Annotated in this window: 12 protein-coding genes; 8 read left to right on the top strand and 4 right to left on the bottom strand. The window is 65.5% G+C overall.

What is annotated here, in order from left to right:
* Positions 1 to 27: 27 nt before the first annotated feature.
* On the top strand, positions 28 to 804 hold the full coding sequence (locus I6F28_RS07065) for an SDR family oxidoreductase (RefSeq protein WP_225139558.1): 777 nt from the start codon (positions 28 to 30) through the stop codon (positions 802 to 804).
* 126 nt (positions 805 to 930) lie between these two features.
* Positions 931 to 2,349 carry an amidase gene (locus tag I6F28_RS07070; protein ID WP_225139559.1) on the top strand — a complete coding sequence of 473 codons (1,419 nt, stop codon included), beginning with the start codon at positions 931 to 933 and terminating at the stop codon, positions 2,347 to 2,349.
* A 114-nt stretch (positions 2,350 to 2,463) separates the two neighbouring features.
* Here I6F28_RS07070 and I6F28_RS07075 read toward each other — a convergent pair whose 3' ends face one another.
* The 3 genes from I6F28_RS07075 to I6F28_RS07085 form a co-directional block, all read right to left on the bottom strand.
* On the bottom strand, positions 2,464 to 3,900 hold the full coding sequence (locus I6F28_RS07075) for an extracellular catalytic domain type 2 short-chain-length polyhydroxyalkanoate depolymerase (protein WP_225139560.1): 1,437 nt from the start codon (positions 3,898 to 3,900) through the stop codon (positions 2,464 to 2,466).
* 104 nt (positions 3,901 to 4,004) lie between these two features.
* On the bottom strand, positions 4,005 to 5,114 hold the full coding sequence (locus I6F28_RS07080; protein ID WP_225139561.1) for an amino acid ABC transporter permease: 1,110 nt from the start codon (positions 5,112 to 5,114) through the stop codon (positions 4,005 to 4,007).
* Between the two features lie 2 nt (positions 5,115 to 5,116).
* Positions 5,117 to 6,298, bottom strand: coding sequence for an amino acid ABC transporter permease (locus tag I6F28_RS07085; RefSeq protein ID WP_225139562.1), 1,182 nt, complete (start codon positions 6,296 to 6,298; stop codon positions 5,117 to 5,119).
* Between the two features lie 87 nt (positions 6,299 to 6,385).
* Here I6F28_RS07085 and I6F28_RS07090 point away from each other — a divergent pair, with 87 nt between their 5' ends.
* From I6F28_RS07090 to I6F28_RS07105, 4 genes are all read left to right on the top strand, one after another.
* A complete protein-coding gene (locus tag I6F28_RS07090) occupies positions 6,386 to 7,258 on the top strand; it encodes a MurR/RpiR family transcriptional regulator (protein ID WP_074447505.1) in 873 nt (290 codons plus the stop codon).
* A gap of 3 nt (positions 7,259 to 7,261) precedes the next feature.
* Positions 7,262 to 8,611: an aspartate aminotransferase family protein gene (locus tag I6F28_RS07095; RefSeq protein WP_225139563.1), complete on the top strand. Its 1,350-nt coding sequence runs from the start codon at positions 7,262 to 7,264 to the stop codon at positions 8,609 to 8,611.
* Between the two features lie 12 nt (positions 8,612 to 8,623).
* The gene (locus I6F28_RS07100) at positions 8,624 to 9,634 is read left to right on the top strand and encodes an amino acid ABC transporter substrate-binding protein (RefSeq protein WP_057027076.1); all 1,011 of its coding nucleotides are present in this window, start codon (positions 8,624 to 8,626) and stop codon (positions 9,632 to 9,634) included.
* A gap of 168 nt (positions 9,635 to 9,802) precedes the next feature.
* Positions 9,803 to 10,450 carry an aspartate/glutamate racemase family protein gene (locus I6F28_RS07105; protein ID WP_225139564.1) on the top strand — a complete coding sequence of 216 codons (648 nt, stop codon included), beginning with the start codon at positions 9,803 to 9,805 and terminating at the stop codon, positions 10,448 to 10,450.
* A 97-nt stretch (positions 10,451 to 10,547) separates the two neighbouring features.
* On the opposite strand, the gene I6F28_RS07110 is transcribed toward I6F28_RS07105, so the two are convergent.
* On the bottom strand, positions 10,548 to 11,195 hold the full coding sequence (locus I6F28_RS07110) for a TetR/AcrR family transcriptional regulator (RefSeq protein WP_036025733.1): 648 nt from the start codon (positions 11,193 to 11,195) through the stop codon (positions 10,548 to 10,550).
* Positions 11,196 to 11,333: 138 nt separating this feature from the next.
* Between I6F28_RS07110 and I6F28_RS07115 the strand changes: the two genes are divergently transcribed.
* A complete protein-coding gene (locus I6F28_RS07115) occupies positions 11,334 to 11,543 on the top strand; it encodes a ferredoxin (protein ID WP_018648108.1) in 210 nt (69 codons plus the stop codon).
* Between the two features lie 56 nt (positions 11,544 to 11,599).
* Entirely contained in the window at positions 11,600 to 12,823 is a 1,224-nt protein-coding gene (locus I6F28_RS07120) for a cytochrome P450 (RefSeq protein ID WP_225139565.1), read from the top strand.
* The last annotated feature ends 21 nt before the right edge of the window (positions 12,824 to 12,844 follow it).

A 12,844-nucleotide genomic window follows, 5' to 3' on the forward strand; every position in this document is an offset into this window, starting at 1 on the left:
ATCCTGTTCCCACGAACGAGTATCCCCATGGATCTGCATCTGCGCGGCAAGCGCGTCCTGATCACCGGCGCGTCCAAGGGCATTGGCGCAGCCGCCGCCGAGGCCTTCGCCGAGGAAGGCGCGCATCTCCTCCTCGCGGCGCGTAGCGGCGATCAGCTCAAGGCGCTGGCCGACCGTTTGCGCGCCGCGCACCAGATCGACGCCACAACGAGCATCGTCGATCTGCGCAAGGAGGACGACGTGGCCCGGCTGGCGAAGGAAGCCGCCGACATCGACGTCCTCGTCAACAATGCCGGCGACATCCCCGGCGGCTCGATCGACAAGATCAATGAGGCGACCTGGCGGCACGCCTGGGAATTGAAGGTGTTCGGCTATATCAACCTGACTCGCTACATCTACGCCCAGATGAAAGCCAGGGGCGGCGGCGTCATCGTCAACGACATCGGCGCGGCCGGCGAGAAGTTCGACGCCAACTACATCTGCGGCAGCGCCGGCAATGCCGCGCTGATGGCGTTCACACGGGCGCTCGGCGGCAAGAGCCTGGGCGACAACATCCGCGTGGTCGGCATCAATCCCGGCCCCGTCGGCACCGACCGCCACGTCACCCTGCTCAAGACGCGGGCCAAGCACCAGTTCGGCGACGAGAGCCGCTACAAGGAATTCCAGAAGAGCCTGCCGCTCGGCCGTCCCGCGCATGCGCGCGAGATCGGCGACCTCATGGCGTTCCTGGCGTCGGATCGCGCCGGCTATACGTCGGGCGTGATCTACACCGTCGACGGCGGCATCAGCGCCGGGTGGGGTTAACTCTATTCTCGTCATTGCGAGCGCAGCGAAGCAATCCAGGAATGCCTCTGTAGCAACGGTCTGGATTGCTTAGTCAACTCGCTCGTCGCAATGACGAGCCCTCGAATAAGGACAGGAGCAAACTAAGTGTCCCAGGATCTGATCCGCGAAACCGCCTGCACCGTCGTCGACAAGCTGCGCTCCGGCGACGTCTCGCCGCTCGAGCTCCTGGACGTGGTGGAGACGCGCATCCAGGAGGTCGACGGCAAGGTCAACGCGCTGCCGACGCTGTGCTTCGATCGCGCGCGGGAGAGTGCGAAGACACTGATGCAGAAGCCGGCCGGCGCGCGCGGGCTGCTCGCCGGGCTGCCGGTGCCAATCAAGGATCTGACCGACGTTGCAGGCGTGTTGAACACGCAGGGCTCGCCGATCTTCAAGGACAACATCCCCGCGAAGTCTGACCTCATGGTCGAGAACCTCGAGGCCAACGGCGCGGTCGTCTACGCCAAGTCGAACACGCCGGAATTCGGCGCCGGCGCCAACACCTTCAACGAGGTGTTCGGTCCGACGCTCAATCCCTGGGACACGACGAAATCGGCCGCGGGCTCCTCCGGCGGCGCGGCGGTGGCGCTGGCAACCGGCATGGCCTGGCTCGCCCAAGGCTCCGACATGGGCGGATCCTTGCGCAGCCCCGCGGCCTTCTGCGGCGTCGTCGGCATGCGGCCTAGCATCGGCCGCGTCGCGCATACCCCAAAGTCCGGCATCGATCGCAATCTCGGCGTGGTCGGCCCGATGGCGCGCAACGTCGAGGATCTCGCGCTGCTGCTGGATGCCATGAGCGGCGACTATGCCGACGATCCGCTGTCGCTGCCGGCTCCCGCAACCTCGTTCCTGTCGGCGGCCCAGGCGGGCAAGCGGCCGAGGCGCATCGCCTATTCGCCCGATCTCGGCATCACCCCGGTCGATCCCGAAGTGAAGGCGATCACACGAAAGGCCGCCGAACGTTTCGCCGAAGCCGGCGCCATCGTCGAGGAGGCGCATCCGGACTGGCGCGAGGCGCATGAATGCTTCCACGTGCTGCGCGCCTTCGACTTTGCGATCACCAAGGCCAATCTGTTGCGCACCAAGCGCGACCTGCTCAAGCCCGAGGTGATCTGGAACATCGAGGAGGGTCTGAAGCTCACAGTCGAGCAGCTCGCGCGCGCCGAGGCGCAGCGCGTCGGCATGACGGCGCGGGCAGTCGAGTTCTTCAAGAGCTACGATCTATTGCTGACGCCGACCACGATCGTTCCACCCTTCCCGATCGAGCATCGCTATGTCGCCGAATGCGCCGGCAAGAGGTTCGAAAACTACGTCGAGTGGCTCGGCATCGTCTACGCCATCACGCTGGCCTGCTGCCCGTCTCTCTCCCTGCCCTGCGGCTTCACGGCCTCGGGCCTGCCGGTCGGCGTGCAGTTGGTCGGCGCGCCGCGCGCCGACGCGCAGGTGATCGCCGGAGCGAAGGTGCTGGAGGATATTCTGGGCCTGCGCGGTACGACGCCGATCGATCCGAAGGTGAAGGACTAGCCTCACTCTCGTGTCCCGGACAAGGGGCAGCGCGCCAGCGCTGCGTCGCAGAGCCGGGACACGAGACCTCACCTCCCGCTGGCCGCCTCCAGGCTGGGGCGGTTACTCGGTTCGCTATTTGGCGATCGGGCAGGAGCCGGGATTAGCGCAGCGAGGAGGCGTCGATCGCGTGGTGCCGGTCGCCTCCTCGGAGCTCGGGCCCACCGCCCCGTTCAGAATGACCGAGACACGCCATCGATATGTTGTTTGCGGCGTCAGACCGGAATCCCCAAAGCTCGCGCCTGTCACGTCGCCAACCGATTGGAACGCACCATCGGGTCCCGCACGCGAAACCCGGTAGGTTGTTCCGTCGTCTCCTGGAGACCAGGCCAGGTCAGCGCCGCTATCCGACGTATCGATCACCGTGAGCGACTGCGGCGCCGATAGCGAGGGCGCGGTCGCGCCGGCGGGCGCCGCGGCAGCGGCCGTGAGCGCATCCAGCACCGCCTTGATCGCCTTGATTTGCGATCCGGACTTCGTCACGTAGCTATCCTGATGGTTGACGTAACTCCACCAATCCCAACAGGCCTGCGGATTGCTTGGCCAGTATGGGCTGGTCTTGGTCTGCGGATAGAGAATGATCATGCGGTTCGTGTCCGCCCACTCATTGTAGCCGGCCTCATCCACGAATTTGCGTCCGATATCGGCGACGTCCTGCTTGCATCCGTGGAGCGCAACATGGACGCGACACGGACTGCCCTGCTCGCAATCCCTGGGTACGAACACATAGCCGGTATCGCCCATGCTCAACGCGTCGGGCAGATGCGGCGTGGTATAGATCGATTGATCAAAGCTCTTCACCGAACCTGCAAGCTGCGCGGCATTGGGCGGATTCAGGCGGCCGTAAATATGCTGCAGGATGACGCCGGCCTGGTCATAGCCGCATTGGTCGATATAGGGCGCCGTGTTGGCCTTGCAGTCGTTGAGCCCGGGTGCACCCTGTTTCGCCACGACGAACGAGTGGCCCGCGCCGAGCGTGGCCTGATAGAACAAGTTGCCGCGATTAGCATCCCCCAGATAATGGCGATAGAAATCGGCGGCCGCATCGGTCGCGGCCTTGTCGACGATCGCGTCATTGTAGCCGTGAAAGAGATAGATCTTCTGCCTGCCTACATTGCTGAGAGGGTCGATCTCGCCCGCTGCGGCCTTCGCGTCGGCCTTTGCCGTAAAATCCCTCGGATTCAGATCCGACGCCGGCCCTTTCATGCATGCACCCGTGGCCCGCCGGATCGGCCCCCAGTACCAGGTGACGGCGTCGAACGCGTCCGCCTTTGCGCACCAGTAAGGGCCGCCCGCGACCACACCGACGCCCTTGATCACCGACGACCATGCCGTGCCGAACTGAACGGCCATGAACGCGCCCGACGAAATTCCCGAAATCGAACTCTCACCGATCGGCGCGCGATAGCGCCGCAACCCCTCCGCGGCGCACGATGACACGCCGAGAGCGGTTGTGAAGATCAGGACGCAAATCTGGGCGGCGGTGAATTGCCGCAAAACGGCCACGCGCATGACAGCCTCGCCAAGTCGACCGCAGGAGCAACCTCTGGTATTAGAGATCAAGATCGGAAATCGGCGCAAGCGCAAACAAGCGGCACCAAACCAGAAACCGCCCGTCACTTCGGCGTTGTCGGCGCCTCCAGGCTCCGGCTGTAGCGCGACATCGCGAAACAGAAGACGAAGTAGATCGCGGCCACGAAGATGTAGACCTCGACCGAAAACTGCTGCCAGGCGGGATCGATGATCGCGGTCTTCGCCGTCGTCAGCAGGTCGAAGATGCCGATGATCAGCACCAGGCTGGTGTCCTTGAAGAAGGCGATGAAGGTGTTGACCAGCGGCGGGATGACGTGGCGGATAGCCTGCGGCAGGATGATCAGCCGGTGCTTGCGCCAGTAGGACAGGCCGAGCGCGTCGGCGGCTTCGTATTGTCCGCGCGGCACGGCCTGAAGCCCGCCGCGGATCACTTCGGCGAGGTAAGCACCGGCGAACAGGATGATCGCGATCTGTGCGCGCAGCAGCTTGTCGATGTTGAATCCGGCCGGCATGAATAGCGGAAACATCACGCTCGCCATGAACAGCAGGCTCACCAGCGGCACGCCGCGGATCAGCTCGACATAGAGCACGCTGAGCGAGCGGATCGCCGGCAGCTTCGAGCGCCGCCCGAGCGCGACCAGGATACCGAGCGGAAAGCCGACAGCGAGGCCGAACGTCGCCAGGATCAGCGTCACGGGCAAGCCGCCCCAGCGGTCCTGCGAGACGAACGACAGGCCGATCACGCCGCCCCACATCAGCACGCTGATCAGCGCCAGTGCGCCGATCCAGAGATAGACAAGCTCGCGCCGCCATAGCGCGCGGCGGGTCGAGAGGTAGTACAATGCGATGAACAGCACGACCGACAGTGCCGGCCGCCACTGCTCGTCGAACGGATAGGTGCCGAACAGGATGAAGCGATACTTCTCGGGGACGATGGCCCAGCAGGCGCCGAGGCCACGCGCGGCGCGACAGGCGCTGGAATCGTTGGTGGGCGTCAGCCAGACCGCATTGGCGATGCCCCATTGCACGGAGCTGAAAATGCCCTTGGCGAGCAGCACCAGCAGCAGGACGGTGATGATCCCATTCGGGATCGAGGAGAACAGGTTCTTGCGCAGCCAGTGCAGCACCGGATTGCCCAGCTGCGGTCGGCGAGCGGCCCGGGGTGCATCGGGGATGTCCGTGATCGCGGTCATGATCAGCGCTCCACCAGCGCGATGCGCGCATTGTACCAGTTCATGAAGAAGCTGATCGAAAGGCTGATGGTCAGGAACACCGCCATGATCAGCGCGATGGCTTCGATGGCCTGTCCGGTCTGATTCAGCGTTGTGTTGGCGATCGAGACCACGTCCTGGTAGCCGATCGCGACCGCGAGCGAGGAGTTCTTGGTCAGGTTGAGATACTGGCTCGTCATCGGCGGCACGATGACGCGCAGCGCCTGCGGCAGGATGATCTGCCGCAGCATGAAGCTGCGACGCAGGCCGAGTGCGTTGGCGGCATCCCATTGCCCGCGTGGCACCGACTGGATGCCGCTGCGCACGATCTCGGCGATGAAGGCGGAGGTGTAGGTCACCAGTGCGATCAGCAGCGCGAAATATTCCGGCGCGAGCGTCAGCCCGCCGACGAAATTGAAGCCGCGCAGCTGCGGCCACTCGACCGTCCAGGACACGCCGAGCACCAGCGAGACCGCCGCCGGCACCACGACGATGAGGCCGAGCGCAGACGGCCAGGCCGGCCGCGGCTTGCCGTCGCGCATCTGCTGTGCGACCAACCAGCGACGGAAGAGGAAGAACACCGCACAGCCCAGCACCGCGGTGCCGAGCACCGTGAGCTGCGGCGGGCCGAACGGGATCGCCGGCAGGATCAGGCCGCGATTGGACAGAAATACGCCCTCGACGGGCCGCCAGGCGGCACGTGCAGCCGGCAGCGCCTGCATCAGCACGTACCAGAACAGTAGCTGGAGCAGCAGCGGGATGTCGCGGAGCGTTTCGACGTAGACGGCCGCAAGCCGCGACAGCAACCAATTGGCCGACAGCCGCGAGATCCCGATCAGGGTGCCGAGGATCGTCGCGAGCACGATGCCGATCACGGCGACGCGCAAGGTGTTGGCGACGCCGACGACGAAGGCCCAGAGGTAGGTATCCCCGGGATTGTAGGCGAGCAGGCTGTCGGCAATCGGCATGCCGGCCTCGCGGCCGAGAAAGGCGAAGCCGGTCGTGATGCGGCGGGCCGACAGATTGGTGACGGTGTTGGACCAGAGGAAGGCGATCACTGCGATCGCGATGCCGACCACCAGGACCTGCCAGAACAGGCCCATCAATTGGTTGCGGCCGAGCACGAAGCGGCGGCGCGGCGGCGGCCTGGGATGATCGGCGGTCACAGCACAACAATCCTTCGTCGAATGCAGCGATTTCCGGCGCGCACGTCAACTGTTGCACCGAATTCGAATTCATGCAACAAATGTTTCATGGCCGAGCCCGCGAAATCCTCGCCCCTGAGCGAACTGCGCATCGCATTGCCGTCGCTCCCCCTGCGCTTACAGGAGGTCGGCCGTTTCGTCGCCGCCAATGATTACGATGCCACCACCCGCTCGATGCGCGATCTCGCGGCGGAAGCCGGTGCCGATCCCGCCGCGTTCACCCGGCTTGCGAAAGCGATCGGCTATTCCGGATGGGACGAGCTGCGTGCGGCGCTGACCGAGGCGCGGCGGCCGTCCCAGACCGCGCCCTTCTCCGGCCGCACAAGAGGCCGCCGTCACGGGCCGAACGCCGATGTTACGCTCATCCTCGACAAGCTCGAGGCCGAGGCCGCCGGCCTTCCGCGCATCCCGGCACAGCCGATCGCGGAAGCGGCGCGCGCGCTGCACGAGTCCAAGCGGATCTGGATCGCGGGCTATCGCAGCTGCCGCAGCGTCGCGGAACTCCTGAACTACGAGCTGCGCCTGTTCCGGCCCGAACAGGTGCAGCTCGTCGGCACGTCCGGGCCCGACGACCTCGATCTCGGCGCGTTCCGGCCCAGCGAAGCCGTCATCGTCATCGGCTTCCTGCCTTACACGCATGCGAGCGTCCGCGTCTCGCAGGCCGCGCATCGCAGCGGCGCGACGCTGATCGCGATTGCGGACAGCCTGTCGGCACCGATGGCCGAAGGCGCCGACCATGTGCTGCTGTTCGAGGCAGCCTCCTCGCCCGGCTTTTTCCCCAGTCTCACGGGCGCGATCGCGATCGCGCAGTCGCTCGCGGCGGTCACGTTCTCGCTCGGCGGCGCCGCCGCGAAGAAGCGGCTGGAAAACACCGAGGCGCGGCTCACTGCTGCCTCCACCTACGTCCCGGAGAAAGGTTGACCCATGAGCACTCGCACCAGCCGCGTGCTGCATCGCTCGCTGCGCGAAACCCCGCCAAAGGCGATCGGCGGCGAGGGCGTTTATCTCTTCGCCGAGGACGGACGTCGCATCATCGATGCCTCCGGCGGGGCGGCGGTCTCCTGCCTCGGCCACCAGCATCCGCGCGTGATCGCGGCGATGGCCAAGCAGGCGTCCACCCTCGCCTATGCGCATACGGCTTTCTTCTCCTCCGAGCCGGCGGAAGCACTTGCTGAAATACTGGTCGGACACGAGCCCGGCGGGCTCGCCTACGCCTATTTCGTCAGCGGCGGATCGGAGGCGATCGAAGCCAGCATCAAGCTGGCGCGGCAATATTTCATCGAGCGCGGCGAACCGCAGCGGCAGCACTTCATCGCGCGGCGGCAGAGCTATCACGGCAACACGCTCGGCGCGCTCGCCGCCGGCGGCAATGCCTGGCGTCGCGCTCCCTATGCGCCGCTGCTCTCGACCGCTTTCAGCCACGTCACGCCGGCGTTCGCCTATCGCGAGAAGCGCGAGGGCGAGTCGGACGCGCGGTTCGTCGCGCGCCTCGCCGCCGAGCTCGAAGCCGAGTTCCAGCGGCTCGGCCCCGACACCGTCGCCGCCTTCCTCGCCGAGCCCGTCGTCGGCGCCACCGCCGGCGCCGTGACCGCCCCGGACGGCTACTTCAAAGCGATGCGCGAGATCTGCGACCGTCACGGTGCGCTGCTCATTCTCGACGAGGTCATGTGCGGCATGGGCCGCACCGGCACGATGCATGCGTGGGAGCAAGAAGGTGTCGCCCCCGACATCCAGGCCATCGCAAAGGGGCTCGGCGGCGGCTATCAGCCGATCGGTGCGATGCTGGCAAGCGGCAAGATCATCGACACCATCCGCGCAGGCTCGGGCGCGTTCCAGCACGGCCACACTTATCTGGCGCATCCCCTCGCCTGCGCTGCGGCGCTCGCGGTGCAGGATGTGATCCGCGAGGATGGCCTGCTCGACCGCGTGAAGGAGCGCGGCAAGCAGCTCGAGCAGCGCCTGACCGAACGCTTCGGCAATCATCGCCATGTCGGCGACATCAGGGGCCGCGGCCTGTTCTGGACGATCGAGCTGGTCGCCGATCGCGCTAGCCGCATCTCGTTCGATCCGGCCCTCAAGCTGCACCAGAAGATCAAGGCGGAGGCCTTTGCCGGTGGCCTCGGCTGCTATCCCAGCGGTGGTACCGTCGATGGCGTGCGCGGCGACCACGTGCTGCTGGCACCGCCCTATATCGCCTCGGCGGACGAAATCGACCTGATCGTCGACAAGCTGGGCACGGCCGTCGACAGCGTGTTGCGTAGTGTCAATCAGTGAGGGGAGAGTAGTATGAGGAAAGTGGTTATCGCAGCGGGCCTGCTCGCGGCATCGACGATGATCGCAGCGGCAGCGACGCTCGATACGGTGAAGAGCCGCGGCACGCTGGTGTGTGGCGTCAGTGCCGGTTTTGCCGGCTTCTCGGCGCCGGACTCGCAAGGCAATTACAGGGGTCTCGACGTCGATTATTGCCGCGCGCTGGCGGCCGGCGTGCTCGGCGATCCTACCAAGGTGCGCTACGTCTCGCTGACGGCTCAGAACCGCTTCACCGCCCTGCAATCGGGCGAGATCGACGTGCTCTATCGCAACTCGACGCAGACCTATTTGCGCGGCGCGACGCTGGGCCTGCGGCAGGGTCCGATCAACTTCTACGACGGCCAGGGTTTTGTCGTGAAGAAGGACCTCGGCGTCAAGGAGCTGAAGGACCTCAAGGGCGCCACCGTCTGCGTCGCGCAGGGCACCACGCACGAGGTCACGCTCGGCGATTACGGCCGCGCCAACGGCATCGACTGGAAGCCCCTGGTGTTCGACCGCGTCGACACCATGTACCAGACCTTCTTCGGCGGCCGCTGCGATGCGATGACCCAGGACGCTTCGGCCCTCGCCGGCGCGGTGACCACGGCCGCGCCGAACGCAGCCGACTACATTGTGCTGCCGCAGACCATCAGCAAGGAGCCGCTCGGACCCTTCACCCGCAATGGCGACGAGGTCTGGAGCGACATCATCGCCTGGCTGCATTACGGCCTGATCGAGGCCGAGGAGCTCGGCGTCACGCAAGCCAATGTCGAGGAGATGACGAAGTCGCAAACGCCTGCGATCCAGCGGCTGCTAGGGGCCAGCGGCGACCTCGGCTCGCGGCTCGGGCTCGACAACAAATGGCTGGTCAAGGCGATCAAGGCCGGCGGCAATTACGGCGAGATTTTCGAGCGCAATGTCGGCAAGGCCAGCCCGCTCAAGCTCGATCGCGGCCTCAACGGCCTCTGGAGCAAAGGCGGCTTGATGTACGCCATTCCGTTCAAGTAAGAGAGTTCACCTCTCCCCGCTTGCGGGGAGAGGTCGGATTGCGCAGCAATCCGGGTGAGGGGGAGTTTCCGCCCGTCCAACTCTCACCTTTTTGTGCCGAGAGAGCCCCTCACCCCCGACCCTCTCCCCGTAAGAACGGGGAGAGGGAGAAGAAGCATCGAGCCCCCCATGCGCATCGCCCTTATCCACGCCCTCAAGCATTCCATCGCCCCGATCGAGGCAGCGTTTGCGCAGGCGTGGCCCGAGGCGCGGCTGATGAACCTGCTTGACGACAGTCTCTCGGCGGATCTCGCCCGCGACGGGCACCTCAACGATGCCATGACGGAACGGTTCCTCGCGCTCGGCGACTATGCAGCGGCGACGGGAGCGGATGGAATCCTGTTCACCTGCTCCGCCTTCGGCCCGTGCATCGAGGCCGTCGCGCGCGCGCATGCGCCGATGCCGGTGCTGAAGCCGAACGAGGCCATGATCGACAGGGCGGTGACCATGGGCCGGCGCATCGGCCTGCTCTCGACCTTTCCGCCGACGCTGGCGTCGATGCCGCCCGAGTTTCCCGCCTCCGTCGAGGTGGTGCCGAAGCTCGCCGACGGCGCGCTGGCCGCGCTCGACCGCGGCGACCGCGCCACGCATGACCGGCTGATCGCGGAGGCCTCACGGAGCTTGCGCGATTGCGACGTCATCGCGCTGGCGCAATTCAGCATCGCCGCGACGGCGCCGCTGGTCGCGGAGGCCACCGGCCGCCCCGTCGTGACCACGCCGGACAGCGCGGTCGAAAAGCTGATGAAGCTGCTGAAGCTGCTGAAGGCGAAGGCCTAAAGCGCGATGCGATTAGGATGGATCGTCATCGCGCTTTAGGTTATTGTTTGAGCATGATCTTTTCGGAAAACCGCCATGCACTTTTCCGGATCATGCTCTAAGCGCCGGCCTTGGTCCGACGTCGCGCATCCTTGATCGCGACCGCAAGCGCAGCCTTCGTCTCGTTGACGAAATCCTCGACCAGCTCCTCGCGCGTGGCATGCGCCGCCTCGCCCGTGAACAGGCCCTGCTCGGCCAGCATCACCACGCCGTGCAGCGCCGCCCAGATCTTGAGCGCCTGCCGTTCGCGCAAATAGCCCACGGCGGGCGCTTCCAGAGCTTCGATGACGAGCGCAAAGGTCTCCCGCGTTGCCTCGTGCAGCTCGCTGCCCTTGGCCGCGCAGGACACCGTGCGCGAGGCGAACATCAGGCGGTAGATGCCATTCCGGCGCAAGCCGAAATCGAGCGTCGCCTGTGCGAGCCGCGAGAGCTTCGATTGCTGCGACGGCTTTGCCATCGCATCACGCAAGAGCGCCGAGAGCTGCCGGAATGCTTGCGCGGTGACGGCGGCGAGCAGCGCCTCGCGGTCGGCAAAATGCCGGTATGGCGCCGGCTGCGAGACCCCGAGCTTCTTGGCAAGCGCCTTGATGCTGATCGCCTCCGCGCCGCCCCGCTCCGCCTCTTGCAGCGCGGCCTCGATCAACGCATCGCGAAGATCGCCATGGTGGTAGGTCTTCGCGGGCTTGCGGGCTGGTCGTGAACGCATGTCGGGGCGAAGCCTACAAGTTCCCGCTTGACAAGGGAAGCCCGCCGCGAATGTAATAGTATATAACTTAAATAGAACCGAGATGAGGAAACGCGCCGCCTTCGGGCCCTCGCGCGCACACGACCAAGGAAGCCGAGAATGGCAGAGCGACTGAAGGTTCACGTCGATCCCGACAAATGCCAGGGCCATGCCCGCTGCAAGGCGCTCGCGCCGGAGCTTTTCGAGCTCGACGAATACGGCAACGCGCACGAAGCTGGTGACGGCACCGTCCCTCCGGGACTCGAGGACAAGGCCTGGCTTGCGAAATCCAACTGCCCGGAAATCGCAATCGATGTGATCGAGGAATAGTGCGGCCGTTGCCGCCCCGCTGCGTTCAGCGAATACGAGCCAAGGGATTCCCTGCCATGTCCGACGTCGACCAGCCTGTCGCCCATCCGCCCGTCACCGACTGGGTTCATGATTTCGACCACACCGATCCGCAATGGACCGAGGATCCGTTCCCGATCTGGGACGAGCTGCGACCCGTAAGCCCCGTGGTGCACACGAAACGCTTCCTCGGCTGCTATTTGCCGACGACCTATGAGGCCGTGCGCGAGATCGCCAACGACACCGAGCACTTCTCCTCCCGCCGCATCATCGTCCGCGACGTACGGCCGGAAATCACCAGCAGGAACGCAGCCCCGCCGATCACCTCCGATCCGCCCGAGCACAAGCCGGCCAAGCAATTGCTGCTGCCGCCGTTCACCCCGGACGCTATGAAGAAGCTCGAGCCGCGCGTCCGCGCCATCTGCAACGAGCTGATCGACGACTTCATCGCCGAGCAGAGGGTGGACGCTGCGGCGCGCTACACCAAGCACATCCCGGTTCGGGCGATCGCGCACATGCTCGGTATTCCCGAGAGCGACAGCGACCTTTTCATCAATTGGATCCACATGATCCTCGAGCTCGGCATCAAGGACGAGAGCAAGCTGCTCCAGGCCGTGCAGGAGATGACGGCCTATTTCGGCGGCCACATCGAAGCGCGCAAGAGCAAGCCCACCGACGACCTGATCTCCTACCTGATGAACGCCAGGGACAAGAACGGCAATCCGCTCGAGGACACCCATGTGATGGGCTCGCTGCGCCTGCTGCTGATCGCCGGCATCGACACCACCTGGAGCGCGATCGGCTCCTCGCTCTGGCATCTTGCGAAGACGCCGGCCGACCGCGAGCGGCTGATCGCCGAGCCCGGACTGATCCCGACAGCCGTGGAGGAGCTGCTGCGCGCCTATTCGCCGGTGACGATGGCGCGTGAAGTGGTCAAGGAGACTACGGTGTCCGGCTGTCCGGTCAAGCCGGGCAACATGGTGCTGCTGTCGTTCCCGGCAGCCAACCGCGACCCCAAGGTGTTTCCGGACGCTGACAAAGTCGTGATCGACCGGCGCGAGAACCGCCATGCGGCCTTCGGCCTCGGCATCCACCGCTGCGTCGGTTCCAACCTCGCGCGCATGGAAATGCAGGTGGCGCTGGAGGAATGGCTGAAGCGGATTCCCGACTTCCGGCTCGATCCGGCAGGCACGGTGACTTGGTCGCAAGGAACGGTGCGCGGCCCCCGCCAGTTGCCATTTTTGCTCGGAAAGGCGATGTAAAGCCTTCCCAAAGGAAGCGGA

This window comes from Bradyrhizobium sp. NBAIM14 (assembly GCF_020193895.1).
Lineage (GTDB): Bacteria > Pseudomonadota > Alphaproteobacteria > Rhizobiales > Xanthobacteraceae > Bradyrhizobium > Bradyrhizobium yuanmingense.